A 15,256-nucleotide genomic window follows, 5' to 3' on the forward strand; every position below is an offset into this window, starting at 1 on the left:
AATCCGCTTTATGCGCCGAATCCGCCAAATCCGCGCTTGAAAAATGAGCGTGGCGCTTCAATGGAAAAGCCGTGCCGCCGCAATCTAAATTTCTTTAAAAAGAGAGATTATCCGTATAAATTATGTACTTTTGCCCCTTCAAGCGCAAACTATTAGTTAATGACGCCATTGAAAGCAAATACATTCATATCATTCATACTACTATTCGTCTTGCTTTTTCTTTCCGGTGAGGCAGTTTCGCAACGCCGCAGGCGGGATGTTGTGTCGCCCGAAAGAGGGCGGGTGGACTCCTTGCAGAACGATTCTACCGGACAACGGGGAAGGATTTCCCGCAGGCGGGGAGTGCGCGATACGTTGCAGGGAGACTCCCTGCAGATGGATACGGCGGCTGTTTCCGGCAAGAAGAAACAGCCTTTGGACGCTCCGGTCACCTATGAGGCAAACGATTCCATCGTATTTGCCCAAGGGGGATATGCGCATCTGTACGGGCAGGGAAAGGTAAATTACCAGCAGATAGAACTGGCGGCGGATGTCATCACCATGAATATGGATAGCAGTACGGTGTATGCCCACGGGGTGGAAGACTCCCTGGGGGTGAAGAAGGGGACGCCGGTCTTCAAAGACGGGGAAACTCCGTACGAGACTAATACGATCCGTTACAACTTCAAGAGCAAGAGGGGCATTATAAGCAATGTGGTCAGCCAGCAGGGCGAGGGCTACGTGACCGGAAACAATGCGAAGAAGGGAGCGAACGACGAACTGTACATGAAGAGCGGGCGATACACCACTTGCGACCACCATGAGCATCCGCACTTTTACATGCAGATGACATACGCCAAGGTGCGTCCTAAAAAGAACGTGGTGACGGGACCCGCTTACCTGGTGGTCGAGGATGTGCCTTTGCCGCTTGCCGTGCCGTTCTTCTTTTTCCCGTTCTCAAGCAGTTATTCGTCCGGTTTCCTCATGCCTACCTATATGGACGACTCCAGCCGTGGTTTCGGCTTGACGGACGGCGGATATTATTTCGCCATCAGCGACAAGATGGACCTGAAGTTGAGGGCGGATATCTTCACGAAAGGTTCCTGGGCTTTGAATGCCGAGTCCAATTATATCAAACGGTATAAATATTCCGGTCTGTTTCAGGCAAGCTATCAGGTGACCAAGACCGGTGATAAGGGCTTGCCGGACTATTCCGTTGCCAAGGACTTCAAGATTGTGTGGTCGCACAGGCAGGATGCGAAGGCAAATCCCAATCAGACATTCTCTGCCAGCGTGAACTTTGCGACCAGCAGCTACGAGCGTACCAACATCGGAAACATGTACAACTCCAATGCCATGTCGCAGAATACGAAAACCTCGAGCATCAGCTATTCCCGCTATTTCTTTGACAGGAAACTGACGGTTGCGGCTACTACCAATATAGCGCAGACCATGAGAGACTCTTCGGTCAACGTCACGTTGCCCGACCTGAATATCTCTTTGGCCACTCTTTATCCTTTCAAACGAAAGAAAGCGGCGGGCGAGGAAAGATGGTACGAGAAGATTTCGGTACGCTATACAGGCCGTCTCACCAACAGCATCCAGACCAAGGACAACCTGCTGTTCAAGTCGAACCTGATAAAGGACTGGAAGAACGGCATGAAGCACGAGATACCTGTCAGTGCCACCTTCACGCTGTTCAAGTACTTCAATGTGACGCCCTCCGTCAACTATACGGAACGTTGGTACACGCGCAAGGTGATGAAGGACTGGGACGCCAACGCCGGCAACGGAAGCGGCAGGGAAGTGGCTACCGATACGGTTTACGGTTTTCATCGTGTGTATAACTACAATGCCAGCCTGGGCGTCAATACAAAGATATATGGCATGTATAATCCGATTTTTCTTCCTAAGAAGAAGATACAGATCCGCCATATCATAACTCCGTCGGTAAGCATAAGCGCCGCTCCCGATTTCGGCTCTTCGCGTTATGGCTATTATGAATCCTATATTAAGAATTATGCGGACGGAAGACGCGACACGATTGTCTATTCCCCTTATTCGGGACAGGCGTTCGATGTGCCGGGAAGAGGCAGGCAGGGAAGTATAAACTTCAGTATCTCCAACAACCTGGAGATGAAGTATTACAACAGCAAGAAAGATACTGTGAAGAAGGTCAGCCTGATTGACGAGCTGGGTGCCAACATCAGTTACAATATGGCTGCCGCAACACGTCCGTGGAGCGACCTCGGATTGAACTTGCGTTTGAAATTGAGCAAGAACTATACGTTCAGCATGAGTTCTTCGTTCAAGACATACGGCTATAAGTTCGATAAGGACGGCAGGGTAGTGCCTAATGATCGTACGGAATGGTCGTACGGACGTTTCGGTATCTTCCAGGGATACGGGTCCTCATTCAGTTACACCTTTAATAATGACACATGGAAAAAGTGGAAGGAGAAACTGAGCGGCATTGGCAGTTCTGAAAAAGAGAAGGAAGACAAAACGGGTTCCGAGGAGGGAGAGGATGCGGAAGAGGGTTCCGGCGATAGCGGCATTCCGAAGAAGAAGGTCGAAAAGGCGGCTGTCGATTCCGACGGTTATCAGGTGTTCAAAATGCCGTGGTCTTTGAACTTTAATTACAGCTTCAATATATCCGAGGACGCTTCAAAGCCCATCAATCGGAAAACGATGCGTTACCCCTACCGCTATACTCATAACCTGAGCGCTTCCGGCAATGTGAAACTCTCCAATAAGTGGGCGGTAAGCTTTAACTCCGGTTACGACTTCGAGGCTAAGAAGATAGTGCAGACCACCTTTAATATCACGCGCGACCTGCACTGTTTCAGTATGTCGGCAAGTCTTTCTCCTTTCGGAATGTGGAAATATTATAATTTCACCATTCGCGCCAATGCAAGTATCCTGCAAGACCTGAAGTGGGAGCAGAGAAGCCAGACGCAGAGCAATATCCAGTGGTACTGATCAACAGGCAATAAGATGGCAGAGTGGTGAAATGATAAATTCATTTCACCACTTTATTTCTTCTTTGCCGTATGTTTTCAGATATTCATTGGCTTTACTGAAGTGTTTGTTTCCGAAGAAGCCGTTGTATGCGGAGAGCGGAGAGGGATGTGCCGATGTCAGCACCAAGTGCTTGTTGCGGTCTATAAAAGCCCCTTTCCGCTGTGCGTAAGCCCCCCATAATATGAAGACCAGGTGTTCCTGTTCTTCGGCAAGGATGCGGATGGCGGCATCCGTAAATGTTTCCCAACCACGGTTTTGATGCGAACCGGCTTGATGGGCGCGTACGGTGAGGGTGGCGTTGAGCATTAACACGCCTTGTTCCGCCCAACGGGTCAGATTGCCGGTAGGCGGCGTGTCCGTGCCGATGTCTTGTTTGATTTCCTTGAAGATGTTGACTAAGGAGGGCGGGAAAGGGACGCCGTCGTTCACGGAAAAGCAAAGCCCGTGTGCTTGTCCGGGACCATGATACGGATCCTGGCCTATGATTACTACCTTTACCTTATCAAAAGGGCATAAGTTGAAAGCATTGAATATCAGTTTTCCCGGCGGATATACGGTGCATTTCCCATATTCTTCACGGACGAAGTCCGTTAGCGTGTGAAAGTAGTCTTTGTCAAATTCGGGTTGCAAATGGGCTTTCCAGCTATCTTCAATTTGAACATTCATAATAGGAAGTGTTAATGGTTTCGGTCGCTAAGGTACGAATATTTCATCATAGGACGTGCAGAAGTGCATGGAGTTTTTTTGATATTATTTTCAGACAAAAAGAGCATAAGGACGCAAACGATGCAGGGGATACTGATGGTGCGATGGCTTATGCTCTTTTGTTTTTCTGTCCTTCCGTCTGAACAGGGGGGGGCGTGCTGTACTTTCCTGTGAGCCCTGTTGCCGGGAGGTTTGGGGGGAATATGCTAAATGAGGTGTATGTTGTGCGCCTTGCATTCCGAGCGCATCTCTTCGGGCCAGATGCTGGCTTGTATCTCTCCGATATGCGCTTTACGCAGATAGAACATACATAGGCGGGATTGACCGATGCCGCCTCCGATAGACAAGGGCAGGGCGTCTCCCATCAAACGCTTGTGGAAATAGAGTTCCAGCCGTTTCTCTTCTCCCTCTTGCGCGAGCTGGCGTTGCAGGGCTTCTTTGTCTACGCGGATACCCATTGAGGAGAGTTCCACGCTGCGTTGAAGCACATCGTCCCACAATAATAAGTCGCCGTTCAATCCGGGCAGGCCGTTCAGGCCGGAAGTGGTGTAGTCGTCGTAGTCCGGGGCGCGTCCGTCGTGTTTCCTGCCGTCGCTCAGTTTGCAGCCGATGCCGATGATGAACACGGCACCGAACTTTTGGGCAATGGCATGCTCCCGGCATTTCGGCTCTAAATTAGGATACATTCGGCGTAGCTCTTCCGCATGGATAAAGTGCAGTTTCTGTGGCAGGCAGGGTTTGATTTGCGGATACATTTCATATACCATGTACTCCGTACGGACCATTGCCGCGTAGATGCGGGTGACGATTTCTTTCAGGAAATCGATGTTGCGGTCTTGTTCGGTGATGACGCGCTCCCAGTCCCATTGGTCTACATATAGGGAGTGCAGGTTGCCCAGTTCCTCATCCGCTCGGATGGCGTTCATGTCGGTATAAATTCCGTATCCCGGTTCGATGCGGTATTCGGCAAGCGTCAGCCGTTTCCATTTGGCGAGCGAATGCACCACTTCTGCCTGGGCATCGCCTAAATCCTTGATGGGAAATGATACGGCACGCTCCACGCCGTTCAAATCATCATTGATACCCATGCCTTTCAGCACAAAGAGCGGGGCGGTGACACGGCGCAGGCGAAGTTCGGAGGAGAGGTTCAGCTGGAAAAACTCCTTAATCTGTTTAATACCTAATTCCGTCTGTTTTAAGTCCAATAAAGGTTTGTATCCTTCGGGTTTTATCAGGTAGCTCATAAGTTTAATCTCTGTAACTTTTATTAATTTGTTGGGCAAAGATAGAAATAATATTGATACTTGTTTTTGTTTCAAGTAAAAAAATAACAAATTGTTTGTATATATTCGTTTTGTGCTCTCAAAATAACAGCACGAGCGCTCTTCGCGGAATAGAAAGAAAAAATGTAGGAACATTAGGAATATGCAGAGATTTTTTCTACTTTTGCATCCGATTAAGCGATTAAGGCTCCGTAGCTTAGTGAATAGAGCGTCAGATTCCGGTTCTGAAGGTCGTGCGTTTGAATCGCACCGGGGTCACTTAACGAAAAACCTCCCTTTGCAATCTTTGCAAAGGGAGGTTATTCGTTAATCGGACTTTTATTTCATTCTCTTTACTCTTACTGTGCGAACGTCTTCCGCATTCCTTCCCAATTGTCACAGAAAGCCTGCATGGAAGGGAATAGCAGATTGGCTCCCGCATCCAATAGCACCTGCCCGTCTAACGGACCGGTATTGACGGCAACAGTGAATATTCCCGCCGCTGTTCCTGCCTGCACGCCGATAGGGGCATTTTCAACGACAATGGCTTCATTGGGTTTTACACCCGCCTTTTCCAGTCCCATAAGATAAGGTTCGGGATTGGGCTTGCCGTATTTTACGTCAAAGGCGGTTACCATACGTTCGCGTTGGAACATGCCGGGAAAATGATGGGCAAGGCGGTTCAGCAAAGAGTGTTGGCCGGAGCCGGTCACTAATATAGGTGTCAAGCCTTCCGCTTTTATTTTTTGTAGCACTTCCCAGGCACCGGGCATAGGTTCGGGCTCGGGATGCTTGTTGAACTCTTCGCTTTTTTCGGCATAGATACTTTCTATCATTTCGGTGGTGGCGTCCTTGCCGTATTGCCGTTGATATACAAGATTGATTGTGGCGGCTCCGGTGCGTCCCTCGTGCAGGTAAGCTTCTTCGTGGCTCAGGTGCAGGCCGTGACGTTCCATTACCTTGTGCCACGCATCGGCATGATAGGGCATGGAATTGAACAGGACTCCGTCCATGTCGAACAGGACAGCCTTCAGTTGGATGCCGGAGTGTCCGTGCTCTTTTAAATAGCGGGAGATTGATTCTTTAAACACTTGGAAAATTGAAAATTAAAGATTAAGAATTGAATAAAACCTTTTTTCAGGGCACTGTTTTAGAATACAGAAACACAGAGATACAAAGATATAAGGGAAATAAATCCATGAAAACTCTGTACCTCTGTGTCTCTGTGTTTGAGCCGACTGTTACAGTCTTGCCTGGATAGCCTTGGACTCTTCTTCGTAGCCCGGCTTGTTCAGCAAGGCGAACATATTCTTTTTATAAGCCTCTACACCCGGCTGGTTGAACGGATTGACGCCTAAAAGGTAACCGCTGATGCCGCATGCTTTCTCAAAGAAATAGAGCAATTCGCCGATGCTCTCTTCGTTCAGTGCGGGAATAACGACGCGCATGTTGGGCACGCCACCATCTACGTGTGCCAATTGTGTGCCGAGTTCCGCCATTTTGTTCACTTCGTCCACGTGCTTGCCGGCAAGGAAGTTCAGGCCGTCCAGGTTGGCTTCATCCGAAGGAACTTGCAGGGAGTACTGGGTCTTTTCTACGGAAATCACGGTTTCGTAGATGGTACGTTCGCCTTCCTGAATCCATTGTCCCATAGAGTGCAGGTCGGTGGAGAAGTCCACGGACGCGGGGAAGATGCCCTTGTTCTCCTTACCCTCGGACTCACCGTAGAGTTGCTTCCACCATTCGCTGACGTAGTGCAACTTGGGGTTGAAGTTTACGAGGATTTCAATCTTCTTGCCGTTCTTGTAAAGTTCGTTGCGGGTGGCTGCATAGAGGGCTGCCGGATTTTCTGCAAACGGAACATCCTGTCCGCACGCCTTTTCCATGGCTGCCGCACCGGCTACCAGCTTCTCGATGTCGAAGCCTGCAACGGCGATAGGCAGCAGGCCTACCGGAGTGAGTACGGAGAAACGGCCGCCTACGTTGTCGGGGATGATGAAAGATTTGTAGCCTTCATTGTCTGCCGTGATGCGGGCAGCACCCTTCTTGGCATCCGTAACGGCAACGATGACTTTTTTCGCCATTTCCTTGCCGCGTTGGTCTTCGCACTGCTTTTTCAGCAGGCGGAAAGCCAAAGCCGTTTCAGTGGTAGTTCCCGATTTGGAGATATTGATGATACCGAATTTCTTCTCTTTCAGGTATTCGGTAAGTTCGTACAGATAATCTTCGCCGATGTTGTGGCCCGCATACAGGATAACCGGACCGGATTTCTTGTCTTGCAACCATGTGAAGCTGTTTGACAAAGCCTCGATAACGGCACGTGCGCCGAGGTAGCTTCCGCCAATTCCGGCAACCACCACCACGTCGCAGTTCTCACGCAACACCTGTGCGGTAGCTTTCAGGTCTGCCAAGTGCTCTTTTGTAATGGAAGAGGGAAGATGCAACCAGCCTAAGAAGTCATTGCCTTTGCCGGTACCGTTTTCCAATGCTTCCTGTGCAGCCTTGACTTGGGATTCGTAGGCGGAAACATTTTCTTTGGAAATGAATCCAAGAGTTTTTTCGATGTTCAAGTTAATCATAATATTTTAATTTTCAAGAGGTGTGTGCCAAGGCTGAAGCAAGTTGTCATTTTGCTCTGTCACTTAGGCTTGGTCTTCACCAGGTCCGGAATGACAGAATGATACTGCTGTCCGAGACTTGCCACATGCTCTTTGGGTTATATAATAATGTATTTGTTGTAAGTGCCAATGATATAAACCGGTTTTCAACATCTGCTTATCTTAATCTTTTCTCTGTTATGCTTCCCGGTTCTCTTCTTCCTTTCCTCCCTCCTTCCTTACCGGGATGGGGGGATGCGGCAGGGGGGGACTACCGGAACGAATCCGTCAGCAATTTGATTTCAATCATCGGCGAGATACGCTCATACAAGATGTTGTATACGGCATCCAGTATCGGCATGTTCACGTGATAATGCTTGTTGATTTCCTTGATACATTTGGTTCCGTAATAACCTTCGGCTATCATTTCCATCTCTATTTGCGCACTTTTTACGGAATATCCTTTGCCTATCATCGTTCCGAACGTGCGATTACGGCTGAAGTTGGAGTATCCCGTCACCAGCATATCACCCAGATAAACAGAATCGCTGACGTTTCTGTTCAGCGGATGCACGGTTTGCAGGAAGCGGTTCATCTCCTGTATGGCGTTGGACATGAGCACAGCCTGGAAATTGTCGCCATATTTCAGCCCGCTGCAAATGCCTGCGGCAATGGCATATACATTCTTGAGCACGGAACCGTACTCTATGCCTGCCACGTCATTGCTGACAGAAGTCTTGATGTACGAATTTGCCAGACGGCGTGAGAACTTGTCCGCCTTGTCTATGTCGGGACAAGCTATCGTGAGATAGGAAAGCCGCTCCAATGCAACCTCCTCCGCATGACAGGGACCTGCCAGCACGGCAATGTTCTCGGCAGGCACGCCATATTCTTTCGTGAAGTATTCCGATACAATCACATTGTCATCGGGCACGATGCCTTTTATGGCGGTGATGATGAATTTATCCTTGATTTTAGTCTTCAGCTTCTTCAGGTGTGCTTTCAGATAAGGAGAAGGAGTGACAAAGATAAGCGTGTCCGACTCCTTGACTACATCGTTGATGTTTGAGTTGAAATTGATACGCTTGGTATCAAACTTGACGCCCGTCAGGTAGGCAGGGTTATGACCGAGACGCTTGAAATCGGTAATACGGTCATCGCGCCGCATATACCAATTGATAGTGTCTTCTTGCGCCAACACCATTTTTGCAATGGCAGTGGCCCAACTTCCTCCGCCCATAATGGCTATCTTACCGGGTAGTTTCATATCGAAATTAATAATTAAAAATCAAAAGAGGGTGAAGGAGTTTCCTCTCACCCTCCTCTTATCTTTAATTCTTTATTTTAATCCTTAAATCTTGCCGACCCAGTCGGTAACTTCGTTCACAGTCGGGTTTGTCAGTCCTAATTTATATTTCTTGTTGATGCCGCAGATGTCCATGTGCAGCTTCTGCGGGTTTACGTCCTTCATGTCGCCAACCAGGTTGTATCCTGCTTTTTGGATAACCGGCACCCACTCTTCCTGAATGCCCAGTTCCATGAATTTGGCAGGCGCGTCTTTCGCAACCACCTTTTCGGGACGCATCTGCGGGAAGAACAGCACTTCCTGGATAAACGCCTGTCCCGTCATCAACATAGTCAGGCGGTCGATGCCGATGCCGATGCCCGATGTAGGCGGCATGCCGTATTGCAATGCTTTCAGGAAGTCCTGGTCGATGAACATTGCCTCGTCGTCTCCCTTCTCGCTCAGTTTCAACTGCTCCTTGAAGCGTTCTTCCTGGTCGATGGGGTCGTTCAGCTCGCTGTATGCGTTGGCAAGCTCTTTGCCGTTCACCATCAGTTCGAAGCGTTCGGTCAGTCCCGGTTTGCTGCGGTGCATTTTGGTCAGCGGGCTCATCTCTACCGGATAGTCGGTGATGAACGTAGGCTGTATGAACGTACCTTCGCAGAACTCGCCGAAGATTTCGTCTATCAGCTTGCCCTTGCCCATGGTTTCGTCAATCTCCATGTTGAGTTCGCGGCACACCTGGCGGATTTCCTCTTCGTCTTTGCCGTTGAGGTCGTAACCCGTCTTCTCCTTGATGGCATCCAGGATGGGCAGACGGCGGTAGGGAGCCTTGAAGCTGATGGTCTTTCCGTCGATAGTGGTCTCCGGACAGCCGTTCACCGCCACGCAGATGCGTTCGAGCAGTTTCTCGGTGAAACTCATCATCCAGTTGTAGTCCTTGTATTGCACGTACAGCTCCATGCAGGTGAATTCCGGGTTGTGGTTCTTGTCCATGCCCTCGTTGCGGAAATTCTTTCCGATTTCGTACACACCCTCAAAACCGCCTACGATGAGCCGCTTCAGATAAAGCTCGGTAGCGATGCGCAGGTAGAGGTCAATGTCCAGCGAGTTGTGGTGGGTTATGAAAGGGCGTGCGCTTGCTCCGCCGGGAATGGATTGAAGGATGGGTGTTTCCACTTCCGTATAGCCGGCTTCGTCCAGCACGGCACGCATGGTTTTGATGATGGTGGAGCGTTTCAGGAATGTCTCTTTGACGCCGTCGTTGACGATGAGGTCCACATAGCGCTGGCGGTAGCGCAATTCCGGGTCGTCAAACGAGTCGTACGCCACCCCGTCCTTGTATTTCACGATAGGCAGCGGCTTGATGCTCTTGGCAAGCACGGTCAGTTTTTTGGCATGGATACTGATTTCGCCCATCTGTGTGCGGAACACGAAACCTTCGATGCCGATGAAGTCGCCCAAATCGAGCAAGCGTTTGAATACGGTATTATACATCTCCTTGTCCTCGCCCGGGCAGATGTCATCGCGGGTGATATAAACCTGGATGCGGCCCTTGGAGTCCTGTAGTTCGATGAAAGACGCTTTTCCCATGACGCGGCGGCTCATGATGCGTCCTGCCACGGATACCTGGCGCGGTTCGGCGTCATCTTCGAATTCTTTTTTGATATCGGTAGAGAAAGCGTTGGTTACATACTCTGCTGCGGGATAGGGTTCGATGCCCATCGCGCGAAGCTCATTCATGCTGTTGCGACGAATGATTTCTTGTTCACTTAGTTCTAATACGTTCATTTCGCTATAATTCACTCAATTTGGGGACAAAAATACGAAACATTTTTAAGATAGAGAACCTTTTTACCTTGAAATATGGTGAAGGCAGTCATTAAGATAAAGATGGTTTCGTGTTTTTCGTATAAAAGCCCGGCTCCTGTTGTATGGCGGAAACGAACCGGCACCGGCTGTTTGCGTGGGTGCAAAGTGAAGCGTCATTCGTTCGAATCATGACAAAAAGGCGGCAAAACCGCCTTTCTGCTTACTCCCCTTCCTTTCGCTTGTTGCCGAAACAGGAGTATCGTGCATAAAGTGCGGATAGATATGCTCCGTTTTCCGATGGATATGCGCTGTTTATGCAGAAACCGGAACTTTCTGCCGATGGACGCAGGTGTTTCGGGCGACAGATACAAGTGTTTCAGCCGAGCGGCATTAACATCGCTCGCGAGGGACATTAATGTCTATCATGACAGGCATTAATGTCTATCACGAGCGATGTCAATGCCGCTCGAAAAAGATGCCGATATCCGGCGGACGGGATGCCCGCACGCGGCATTTCCGGCGTTTTTCTCCGCTGGTTAGTTTGTAAACATTTCGCTACTGTGTTGGTTGTCGGAAAGATAGGTGTTTCCCGTTCCGTTTTTTTCCGCCGGCAGCACGTAAGGATGGAAACAGCCGATTGTGCGGCAACGGAAAATACAAATTGTCAGAAGATACGGGCGGAATGACAAAAAGACAAAAAAGGCGAAAAGGATAAGGGTAGGAGCCTGTTTGATTTTTGCTTCAAAAGGAATGCCCGAAAGAGCATGCTGAAGGGGGGAGTTGGAAGAGGCCGATAACTCCTTTTTAACTTCTCTAACTCCTGTAAATGAAAAAGCCGTGTACGAAAATACAGAAAATATCCAAAAAGGCGGGTGATGCCGCCGGAAATGAGTACCTTTGTGCCCTTGAAAAAAGGTAAAAAGAGTATGACAGGACAAAAGACACCCACAGCGTTGGGCACGGAGAATATCGGTAAATTATTGATGCAGTACGCCGTACCGGCAATCATTGCCATGACGGCATCTTCCTTGTATAATATGGTGGACAGTATCTTCATCGGTCACGGTGTGGGTACGATGGCAATCTCGGGGCTGGCGCTGACCTTTCCGCTGATGAATCTTGCGGCGGCTTTCGGCTCGCTGGTGGGCGTGGGGGCATCCACGCTGATTTCCGTCAAGTTGGGGCAGCGTGACTATGACACGGCGCAGCGGGTGCTGGGCAACGTGTTTGTGCTGAACATCCTGCTGGGTGTGGCGTTTACGGTGGTGGTCATGGCGTTTCTCGACCCCATCCTTTATTTCTTCGGCGGCAGCGACGAGACGGTGGGCTATGCGCGCGACTATATGCAGATTATCCTGCTTGGGAATGCCGTTACGCATCTTTACTTGGGGCTGAATGCCGTGCTGCGCTCTTCGGGGCATCCGCAAAAGGCGATGTATGCCACTATCGCTACGGTGGTCATCAACACGATACTCGACCCGGTGTTTATCTACGGCTTCGGCTGGGGCATCCGCGGGGCGGCAATCGCCACGATTGTGGCGCAGGCCATATCACTGATGTGGCAGCTCAGGATATTCGGCAATAAGGAAGAACTGTTGCATTTCCATCGGGGCATTTTCCGCTTGAAGCGCAAGATTGTCTTCGATTCGCTGGCAATCGGCATGTCTCCGTTCCTCATGAACATGGCGGCGTGCTTTATCGTCATTCTTATCAATCAGGGGCTGAAGGAGCATGGCGGCGATTTGGCCATCGGCGCTTTCGGCATTGTCAACCGCCTGGTGTTTATCGTGGTGATGATTGTAATGGGGCTGAACCAGGGGATGCAACCCATTGCGGGCTATAATTTCGGCGCCGGTCTGTATGCCCGTGTCATCAAGACGCTGAAGCTGACGATAATCTATGCGACCTGCATCACGACTTTCGGTTTCATTGTAGGCATGCTGTTCTCCAATCTGGTGGTGAGTATCTTTACTTCGGATGCCGAACTCATCGGACTGTCGGCTAAAGGGCTGCGTATTGTAGTGATGTTTTTCCCCATCATCGGATTTCAGATGGTTACGGCAAACTTCTTCCAGAGCATCGGGCAGGCGAGTAAGGCGATATTTCTTTCCCTTACCCGCCAGATGATGCTGTTGCTGCCTTGCCTGATAATCCTGCCCCGCTTTTTCGGGGTGGCAGGCGTTTGGTACAGCATGCCGATTTCCGACTTGCTGGCAAGCCTGATAGCAGGAGCTATGCTGATGTGGCAGTTCCGCAAGTTCAAGGCACGGGCGCAAGGCGGAAGCACCGAGGCGTAGAGGCACGGAGACGTAGGGCGCGGAAACACTGAGACCCGGAGAAATGCGGAGAGAGAACCAAGAATTGATTCTGCTCTCCTTTTGCATTTCTCCGGGTCTCAGTGTTTCTGCGTGCCGAACCGTTTTCATTCATCCGGCGGGGGATGATGTGCGTTTGTCAAATCAGTCGGGCAGCGGAACCATCGGCCGGCGCCCGTGGTTCAGTTTCAGTCCCAATTGGTAGGACTCGGGACCGTGGAGGTTCTTTATATCCATTTCGCCCAGATTTACCAGGATGCCGCGTGCCATGAGTCCGGCGTCTTCGTTCGCTTTGCGCGGCAGGGTTTCGGCTTTCTCTTTCAGGTCTGCCAGGTGCACGCGGATGGCGGGGTGCATGGCTTTATCCAAAGAGAGGCATTCCAATAGGGAATAACCTATTTTCCGGTCGGCCTCTTTTGCCGGGTTGTTCAGGCGCTCGATGCCTTTGGCGGTCTCTCCCAGATAGGCGGCGGCGTAGGCGGCTTCGCAGGCTATGTAGGGGTCTGCATCGTTCAGCAGGGCAAGCAGGGCGGCAGGGCAACTTTTTAACTCTCCTTTGGCTCCGAGTTGTGCCATGCCCACCGATGCCCAGTAGCGCATTTCGGGATATTGGCTGGAGAGTGCTTTCTCCAGCGCCGGGGCATCGCTTGCGCGGGCTGTGCCCGCCAGTTCCACGAGGTTGTACAGCTCGTCCAGAGGATATTTCTCTTTACGCACTTTATCATATAATAGTACGCGCTCGCGCGAGGTAGGCAGGAAGAAACCCAGGTCCTCCGTAGCACGGATATGGTCGGCAAGCGCTTTGCGCATCTTTGCCAATACTTCCGCATATTCGGGAGCACCGGACAGGTCGTGCAGTTCGCCCGGGTCTTTCTCGAGGTCGAACAGCATTTCGGCAGGATGGGCGCCGAATGTCTGTGCCCAGCCGGGGTTGGTGTTGTGTCCGCCCAATACCAGCTTGTCCCACGCTTTGTTGGAGGGCATGCCCCATTGGTAATAGTTGCGCAGGGCAAACTGCCGGTAGGGGATGTAGCTGCGGAGGTATTTGAAGCGTCCGTCGGTGGCGGCGCGCACCGGCATGTAGTGGTGCAGCTGGTTGGCTGCCAGTGCAAACTGTATTTCACGCTTTTCATCGGAAGCGTATTTGCCGAACAGGGCTTTTCCCTGCATGTGCTTGGGCGGTTTTATGCCTGCCAGGCTGAGTACGGTAGGACCTAAGTCGGTGAAGTTGACCAGTGAGTAGTCTTTCCCCGACGCCCTCTCTCCTGCCAGGTGTTGCCATTTGGGTGGGAAATAGGCTATCAGCGGCACTTCAAGCCCGCTTTCGTACAGATAGCCCTTGCCGCGCGGCACGCAACCGCCGTGGTCGCTGAAGAAGAAGATAATCGTGTTGTCGTCCAATCCCTTCTCTTTCAAGTCTTTCAGGAAGAAGCCCAGCCATGTGTCCACATCTTGCACGGCTTCCAGGTGTCCGGCGTAGTCGGAACGTACTTCGGGCAGGTCGGGCACGTAAGAGGGCAAGGTGAGCAATTCGGGATAAATCCCCTCTTTGGTGTAGTCTCTCCGTCCGTCGGTGTGGAACGTGCGTATGCGCCCCATGTGCGAGGTCACGGTGTTGTAGACGGCGAAGAAGGGTTGGTCTTTGCCACGCTTCGGGCTGCTGTAGGAGGCTTCTTTCGTGCATTCGTCCCAACAGATTTTGTTGTCGGTCGTGGAGTTGTAATGCGTTTTGTTGTTGTTGACGCAATAATATCCGGCATCGCGCAGCCATTGCGGGAAGAAGATGTTTGCCGGAGTGTCGTACGGAACCGGATGGATGTCCATCCCGTAGGTGGAGGAGTAGCAGCCGGTGATGAGCGACGAGCGTGCGGCGGAACTTTGCGGAGCCACCGACCACGCGTTCATGAACTGTATGCCGTGGGCGGCAAGGCTGTCCGCGTTGGGCGTGTGCACATCCTTGTTGCCGTAACAACCGAACTCGTAGGCGCTGGTGTCTTCGAAGGTGAGCCAAAGGATGTTGGGACGTTCCTTTTTTTTGTTGTCCGCCGCGCCTGCTTGGGCGGCATGTAGTCCGCAGAAAGCAGTGCACATTAATAGAGGTAAGTTCTTCATCTTATATCAGTTTTTTTTATTAACGGTACGCTAAGGTAGGACATTCGGGGGGAATACGTGCCCTTTGGTGTGCAAAAAGCTGTCAATATTGTGCTTAAGGGTCGTTTTTCGACAAATTTGATAGGAATTGGACAATATTAGGGCTGCTCTTGGACAGGCGTTGCG

General features: G+C 50.7%; 10 protein-coding genes and 1 tRNA gene. 4 read left to right on the top strand and 7 right to left on the bottom strand.

The window, feature by feature from the left end:
* Nucleotides 1-159: 159 nt before the first annotated feature.
* Complete coding sequence (locus QZ327_RS06785) at nucleotides 160-2,961, top strand: putative LPS assembly protein LptD (RefSeq protein WP_294618201.1); 2,802 nt, start codon at nucleotides 160-162, stop codon at nucleotides 2,959-2,961.
* Between the two features lie 45 nt (nucleotides 2,962-3,006).
* Here the strand turns inward: QZ327_RS06785 and ung are convergent, their stop codons facing one another.
* Both ung and asnA read right to left on the bottom strand, forming a co-directional pair.
* Nucleotides 3,007-3,669, bottom strand: a complete 663-nt coding sequence (gene ung, locus QZ327_RS06790; RefSeq protein ID WP_294618203.1) for a uracil-DNA glycosylase — start codon at nucleotides 3,667-3,669, stop codon at nucleotides 3,007-3,009.
* A gap of 245 nt (nucleotides 3,670-3,914) precedes the next feature.
* Complete coding sequence (gene asnA, locus QZ327_RS06795; protein WP_294618204.1) at nucleotides 3,915-4,952, bottom strand: aspartate--ammonia ligase; 1,038 nt, start codon at nucleotides 4,950-4,952, stop codon at nucleotides 3,915-3,917.
* Nucleotides 4,953-5,176: 224 nt separating this feature from the next.
* Here asnA and QZ327_RS06800 point away from each other — a divergent pair.
* Nucleotides 5,177-5,249: transfer RNA gene (locus QZ327_RS06800), tRNA-Arg, on the top strand.
* An 80-nt stretch (nucleotides 5,250-5,329) separates the two neighbouring features.
* Here the strand turns inward: QZ327_RS06800 and QZ327_RS06805 are convergent.
* The 4 genes from QZ327_RS06805 to lysS form a co-directional block, all read right to left on the bottom strand.
* A complete protein-coding gene (locus tag QZ327_RS06805; protein ID WP_294618206.1) occupies nucleotides 5,330-6,061 on the bottom strand; it encodes an HAD family hydrolase in 732 nt (243 codons plus the stop codon).
* Nucleotides 6,062-6,211: 150 nt separating this feature from the next.
* Nucleotides 6,212-7,549, bottom strand: coding sequence for a glucose-6-phosphate isomerase (locus QZ327_RS06810; protein ID WP_294618208.1), 1,338 nt, complete (start codon nucleotides 7,547-7,549; stop codon nucleotides 6,212-6,214).
* A 289-nt stretch (nucleotides 7,550-7,838) separates the two neighbouring features.
* The gene (locus QZ327_RS06815; protein WP_294618210.1) at nucleotides 7,839-8,834 is read right to left on the bottom strand and encodes an NAD(P)H-dependent glycerol-3-phosphate dehydrogenase; all 996 of its coding nucleotides are present in this window, start codon (nucleotides 8,832-8,834) and stop codon (nucleotides 7,839-7,841) included.
* An 84-nt stretch (nucleotides 8,835-8,918) separates the two neighbouring features.
* The gene (lysS, locus tag QZ327_RS06820; RefSeq protein WP_294618212.1) at nucleotides 8,919-10,643 is read right to left on the bottom strand and encodes a lysine--tRNA ligase; all 1,725 of its coding nucleotides are present in this window, start codon (nucleotides 10,641-10,643) and stop codon (nucleotides 8,919-8,921) included.
* Between the two features lie 458 nt (nucleotides 10,644-11,101).
* On the opposite strand from lysS, the gene QZ327_RS06825 reads away from it, so the two are divergent.
* Both QZ327_RS06825 and QZ327_RS06830 read left to right on the top strand, forming a co-directional pair.
* Entirely contained in the window at nucleotides 11,102-11,350 is a 249-nt protein-coding gene (locus QZ327_RS06825; RefSeq protein ID WP_294618214.1) for a hypothetical protein, read from the top strand.
* Nucleotides 11,351-11,590: 240 nt separating this feature from the next.
* On the top strand, nucleotides 11,591-12,961 hold the full coding sequence (locus tag QZ327_RS06830) for an MATE family efflux transporter (protein ID WP_294618215.1): 1,371 nt from the start codon (nucleotides 11,591-11,593) through the stop codon (nucleotides 12,959-12,961).
* A 162-nt stretch (nucleotides 12,962-13,123) separates the two neighbouring features.
* Here QZ327_RS06830 and QZ327_RS06835 read toward each other — a convergent pair whose 3' ends face one another.
* Nucleotides 13,124-15,091, bottom strand: a complete 1,968-nt coding sequence (locus QZ327_RS06835) for a sulfatase (protein WP_294618217.1) — start codon at nucleotides 15,089-15,091, stop codon at nucleotides 13,124-13,126.
* Nucleotides 15,092-15,256: the final 165 nt, after the last annotated feature.

The organism is uncultured Bacteroides sp., from assembly GCF_910578895.1.
Lineage (GTDB): Bacteria > Bacteroidota > Bacteroidia > Bacteroidales > Bacteroidaceae > Bacteroides.